Source organism: Nodularia sp. UHCC 0506, assembly GCF_034931045.1.
Lineage (GTDB): Bacteria > Cyanobacteriota > Cyanobacteriia > Cyanobacteriales > Nostocaceae > Nodularia.
Map to the genome: position 1 here is coordinate 3,063 of NZ_JAYGHH010000084.1, position 6,322 is coordinate 9,384.

The window sequence follows — 6,322 nt, forward strand, 5'->3', positions numbered from 1 at the left end:
AGCCTGTTTAATCGTCTGGTTCTAGAGCTTAGGACTAGTAAGCATCCCAAGGTAGGAACTTTAACTCTTGCTCTCAACTAGAGAACCCTGACATCCCATCCTAATTATATTCTTCAATATAGCTAGATATTAACTGCATTATTTGATGATTAATCTAACTTAAGCTAGAAATAACGGCATTTGTAAGTTACCATCCAAATATAGTGGATAAAAAGTCACATATACAGTATCATTTCATCTAAGACACACTCTCACAGTAATAGCTGGGAATTTATGGATTATAGTGCTTCTTCACAACAAAATTCACTGATGAAGTCATGTAATATACAATCATTTTCTCAATATACAGAGGATAATTTACAAAAATTAACTTTGGAGGAAGGTTTAAATGTTTTGAATGAACTAGTTTCCAAAGCACGGGGAAAACCCTTATCTGATCCAGAAATCACTGTTGTCAGAGGTGCTTGGGATGGGCAAAACTACGAAAAAATGTCTGAAAACTCATCTTACAGCCAAAATTACTTGCAACGTAGAGTAGCAACAATATTATTTGATGTCCTCACAGAAATTATGGGCAATGGCGAACAAGTGTGCAAACGAAATTTGCGAACTTGTTTAGAAGCTTTCATGAGTCAAGATGCAATCAAGGGGAGTCAAATACCTGATGTTTCTAGCTTTTATGGCCGAGAAGCAGAACTAATTTTACTCAAAGAATTAATTATAAAACAGCACTGTGTCTCAATTGTAGGAGTTGCAGGTATTGGTAAAAGTTCATTAGCAGCAAAATTAATTACAGATATTAGTACCAATAAAAATTTAGGATTTGATTATTTAATCTGGAAATCAGTGGCTCACATACCACCAATTGAAGATTTGGTAACAGAATTATTAGAAATTTTAGACCCTGAGTTTGTTCAGACACATTATACACAAGCAAGTATTACACACTTGCTCAAATATTTCCAAAAAAAACGTTGCTTGATTGTCTTAGATGACTTAGAACTGTTAGGGCAAAATTTTGAGCAGAAATTAGATTATTTGTTTTTTATCCGCCGTGTAGTAGAAGAAACTCATCAAAGCTGTTTGATATTAACTAGTCGAGTTTTACTCGATGAGCTTGATGATTTACTCAATGCGAAAAGACCTTTTCAATTCTTAAAACTTGAAGGTCTAGATACAAACGCATCCATGCAATTTCTGTTTGATAGAGGATTGACTGACCCCAAAAAATGTCATCAATTAATTCAAACTTATCGTGGTAATCCTTCGGAATTAGCAGCCGTAATTGACCGAATTTATCATCTGTTTGGTAGTACAGAAATATTTTTTGAGAATCCAACTACTCTTGTCAGCAAAAAGCTGGAAAATATACTTAACGAAATAGTTGGACAGGTATTACAAAACATTCACAAACAAATTCTGATTTATTTAGCAGAAAAAGTAGTGGGTGGTTCAGAATTAATTAGTATCACGACAATTTTGAATAACTTTAAACGCAAAAATATTATATCAACTTTAGATGTAGTCAAAGCATTAGAAATTCTTGAAAAAATGTCATTAATCGAAACTGTAAAAAACCCAGTTACTCAGGAAATTAGTTTTACTCTTCAACCAGTCATCAAAAAGTATGTTACTACAGATACGCGAAACCTAATAAATGACTCTAATCCTTCAAACTTGAAAATGGCATCCTAGAGGTAATTATGAATAAAGATAAATTTAAAGTGAAATTTAACTCCAAAGATATATTTAAAACTCCCACTAGTCATTATCGAAAATGGGTAGCAGCAATTGATACTCAGTTCTGCTTCAGCCCATATTCAAGTTTTGCTCTCAGCCTCCGAAGTAGGTTCTGCACGAGTACAGGGTAATCACACCCCTCAGATTACTCTTCTTAAGAATTCTTAACAAACGTGGAGGTTTCAAGTCAAAGAAAAAAAGATACCAGATGTACAGAAGTTTTGTAAGATCAAGCTAAAGCAAAAAGGAGGGAACAAACAATGCCAAAAGTTTAAAGGACAAAACGCACTAAGAAGTGTCGCTTCGTCCTCAAACTGAAATCGAATAACCTCAAAGCGGGGTGATCTCCAACAAACCAAGGACAGTGGTAACTAAAAAGTTTGGCGACTTTTCCACTGACTGGTTAAACGAGATTGAATCCGCGCTACTTCTCATATTATATGAGAAGCCACACGAATGTACCAATTTCTTGTGGCAATTTGGCTATTGAAATTACGAAAAATTAAAAAACATTAAGTTTAATTAAGAAAAATTTCCAATTTCATAGACAAAAGCCGTAGTAGCGCAATCAACCCCCTCTGAGGCTTGTAAACCAAGAAATCAGGGGAATTTACCGTGTTAAATCACGAATATCCAATACTAGAGCTAGGTGTAGATCAACAGGCATTGGGGATAAATCCAATACCTCAAACCTTAGCAGAATGGCTCAAAAGCTTTGAAATAGCGCTCTTTGTCAGGCAGCCAGTCACAGAAGAAGAAAGGGGGCTGAGGGCTGGAGGCAGCGAATCATGACTTACCTCGATGCTTCTCAAAAAAATCTACCAAGTCCCAAACTTCCCCGTGACCCAGGTGAAGCCCAATATCCCAATGATTTACTTGCGGCTGAGTACCATGAGTTAGCAGTAGGTAGCGCCATTCACCCGGCATTGATTGAGGGCAACTTCTTTCACCTTGAGGGAGAATCAATTTACGATTACTTGTTTATCTCCGACAAAATCCCCCGCAAAAATGCCGGACGAGTCACAGAAGGATACATTAAGCGGTATCAGCATTTGCTATTAGGTGGGATATGGATTAAGTCCCTTGACCCGTTCAAAAATTGGCAACCAATGGACTGGGGACGGATTAAGCCGAACTTCCCCCGCATTGATTGGCAAAAAGGTAAGCCAGTTAAGTACGAATCACCCCCAAAAACAGCAAACAGAGTTACCTACTTCGATGTTGCTAACTGTATTTGGGATAAAATTGCAAAGCGTTACAACATTAAGCGGTATCATTCACTTTTAACACTGCGCTTACTAGATCAAGTCAGTCCACTCCTGTTCTGGGAATGGATGAAGCGGCGCTCAGAGATTCCCATTATCTTATGCGAGGGTGAGAAGAAAGCCGCTTGTTTGCTGAGTTTGGGGTTTGTGGCGATCGCACTGCCTGGAATTTGGAACGGGCGTGTCGGTAAACAGGATTTCGATGAACGTTTGCACCCTGACTTAGTGCCACTAGCTCAAGCGGGACGCAAGTTCATTATTTTATTCGACCACGAAACCAGTGATAAAACACGTTGGTCAGTGTACCAAGCAACTGTTCGCACTGGCAAAGCGATTGAGGCGGCAGGTTGTACTTGTGAAGTTGCCTCACTACCAGGTCCAGAGAAAGGTGTTGATGATTTCGTGGTTGGTCGGGGCAAAGATGCCAATACATTACTGAGTGCGATCGTTGATGATGCCAAATCACTTCAAGATTACCAGCGTTCATACCACAAGAGAAAGTGGGGTTTGAGCAAGTACAAGCCCGATGTGACAGTCAACGTTAAATATTTATCTCAAGCTCTTTATCTTCGGGAACTACCAAGGGAAGAAGAGGCAGGGGGGCAGGGAGCAGGGAGCAGGGGAGAAGAAGAAAGGGGGCTGGGGGCTGGGGACTGGGGAGAACAGGAAGGGTCGTTAAACAACCCTCTGTATAAAGTAACTTCCAACTCACCCCCGCTCCCGGCTCTCCGTCCCCCTGCTTCTTTCCGCTTTCCCAAATCAGGGCTGGTGGCGTTGTGGAGTGACATGGGTACGGGAAAAACTGAACTCATGCGCTGGTGGCGTGACCAAAACCCAAATACGCGATTCCTCAACAACGGGCATCGTGTCAACCTCCTGAAAAATCTAGCCGAACGCTTGCAGACGGCAATGTATTCAGAACTTGGCTATGTGGGGTTAACTAAAGCTACAGCCCTTAGTATCACCATTGACAGCTTACATAAACTGAATACACAAGCTTTAACCTACGGCTGCGTATTTATTGATGAGGCTTGCCAATACTTGGTTCATCTACTGCACAGTAAGACTTGCAAAGAACACCGCGCCGCCATACTAGAGGTACTGCAATATATTGTATACAATGCCCCACTGGTGGTCATCGCTGATGCTCACATGGATGACCTGACAGTGGACTTTTTCCGCGCCATGCGACCAGAGGGAGAAATTCCTTACATCGTCAAAAACGAGTGGAGAAATGGCGATCGCACTATTTACTGGTATGAAGGTCATAGTTCCAGCGCCCTAGTCGCCCAAATCTCGGCGGCGCTGATGTCCGGACAGAAAATCATGGTGGTTTCTGACTCTAAGCGTTTCATTAAGAAACTGGAAAAATCATTGTTAGTTAAGGTTGAAGAATCTTCTAACTCTGACGAGTCTCCTACACCCTTCAAAATCTGGTCTATCCACTCGGATAACTCTGGCAGTGAAGAAAATATCGCTTTCATTAAGGATATCACCAACGCCGTTAAATCCCTCGATGCCTTGTTCACCTCCCCCAGCTTGGGAACTGGTGTAGATATCTCCCAGTATCATTTCGATTTAGTGTTTGGTGTATTTCACGGTGTCAGCCAAACTGCTACCGAATGCGCCCAACAGCTGTACCGCTATCGTCCCAAAGTCCCGTTTCACGTTTGGGTAGCCCCTCGCCCTCCCTTTGGCTACAAAGATACTAACGCCACCAAGATTAAAGAACGACTGCTCCAAACTAATGAAATGACTGCTTTTCTCTTGCGAATTGACCGTGAAACTGGAAAGCGGGGCGCGGAGAAAGATTGGGCGCTGGAAGCTTACTGTCAAATTCAAGCCAACCGTAGTCGATCTATCAATAACCTGCGCGATGATTTGCGATCGCTTCTCACCGAAATGGGTAATACCTTTATATCTGTCGGTAGTGACGATGATCCCAAAGCCACCGAGCAGTTGAAAAAAGCTGCCGCAGCTTTGGACACTGCCTATCACTCGGCTATTGCCAAGGCTCGTAATATTTCAGCTAGTGAGTACCGCGCCCGTCAAAGTAAAGATTATCTGAAACCCGAAGAAGTTTTTGAATGTGAAAAGTTTCGCATTCAGGATTCCTACGGTATGGATGTCACCCCGGAATTAGTGGAAAAAGATGAAGGCGGGAGATTAATTAGAGCGATCGCCTCTCTCGAAGCAATTTTATTAGAACCAGAGGACACAATTGTTGACCCCAAAACTGGGAGGCAATACCCTACCCCACCCACAATTGTTACCAGCAAAGACCGTACCGAACGGGACAATTTACCTTTGTGTATCGACTGGGGCAACTACTCCGCAAAGTGGTTGGCGAGATTTAATTTGGGTTTACATCACATTCTCCAGCGTTTAACTGCCGGCGAAGAAGTTAAGGCCACAGATCCAAACTTACTCAGGATGAGAGCGATCGCCAACGATTGCGCTGCTCATATCAAAGCCATTCTTGGCTTTACTGTCCCCAGTGAGTCTGAACCGATATGGCTGCTGGCCACTTTACTTGAGCAGCTGGGGCTAAAGTTGTCCTGCCGCAAGCAGGGGCCACGCGGTCAACAAGTAAAAATTTACTCGTTATCAAAGTCGGAATTGGAATTTGCTCAGGCAGTCATGGCTCATCGCCAAAACAGAAGACAAAAGGACAAGGGGCAGGGGGCAGGGGGCAGGGGAGAAGAGGAAAGGTCGTTAAACCATCCGTGTAAAGTAATTTCCAACTCCCCCCCGCTCCCTGCTCCCTGCTCCCCTGCTTCTTATCAATCCCCCGTATCCACCCCCCCCCATAATGCTATAGGGAACCCCTTAGTGAAGGGGGGGGATACTACCGAACTAGAGCCACCGCCAACTGACCGCACTACCCTACTCCATCGTGTGGAAATACTTCGTTCTGGGATCAAGCAGGGCATAGATGCGATTAAAAACATCCTCAAACGCTGGAATGAGGATTGGCGCTGGCAGACGGTGCTGGAATTGGAAGCGATCGCTCTAGATGAATTGCGGCAAGTCGAGGCCGCAGTTCCAGAATTTTACCAGTGGCTATCTGAAGCGGTGTTGCCTATGGAGGGATAAATATCACTTTGGAGAATATTGACCTTTTTTGAATTCAAAATTCAAAATTCAAAATGCAAAATGAAGAAGAAATAAAATTTTGAAATTGATTAATTCTGGGTACAAGCCCCCGCCATAATCTTTGATTTGGCGGTCTTACCTACGGGAATTCAAAATGCAAAATGCAAAATGCAAAATGAAGAAGAAATAAGTTTGAATTGTTTTGCTCCCACTAATTGTCC

General features: G+C 42.5%; 3 protein-coding genes. All 3 read left to right on the forward strand.

Annotated features, from left to right (window positions below):
* Nucleotides 1-273: 273 nt before the first annotated feature.
* The 3 genes from VB654_RS24650 (at nt 274) to VB654_RS24660 (ending at nt 6,101) form a co-directional block, all read left to right on the forward strand.
* Nucleotides 274-1,695 carry an NB-ARC domain-containing protein gene (locus VB654_RS24650; RefSeq protein WP_323216468.1) on the forward strand — a complete coding sequence of 474 codons (1,422 nt, stop codon included), beginning with the start codon at nt 274-276 and terminating at the stop codon, nt 1,693-1,695.
* Nucleotides 1,696-2,355: 660 nt separating this feature from the next.
* On the forward strand, nt 2,356-2,532 hold the full coding sequence (locus VB654_RS24655) for a hypothetical protein (RefSeq protein WP_323216469.1): 177 nt from the start codon (nt 2,356-2,358) through the stop codon (nt 2,530-2,532).
* Complete coding sequence (locus tag VB654_RS24660; RefSeq protein WP_323216470.1) at nt 2,529-6,101, forward strand: plasmid replication protein, CyRepA1 family; 3,573 nt, start codon at nt 2,529-2,531, stop codon at nt 6,099-6,101. The genes VB654_RS24655 and VB654_RS24660 overlap by 4 nt, the downstream gene beginning before the upstream one ends.
* The last annotated feature ends 221 nt before the right edge of the window (nt 6,102-6,322 follow it).

Bases quoted from the DNA above. Each gene is read 5' to 3' on its own strand.
- VB654_RS24650 (WP_323216468.1), top strand. From the start codon at position 274: ATGGATTATAGTGCTTCTTCACAACAAAATTCACTGATGAAGTCATGT.
- VB654_RS24660 (WP_323216470.1), top strand. From the start codon at position 2,529: ATGACTTACCTCGATGCTTCTCAAAAAAATCTACCAAGTCCCAAACTT.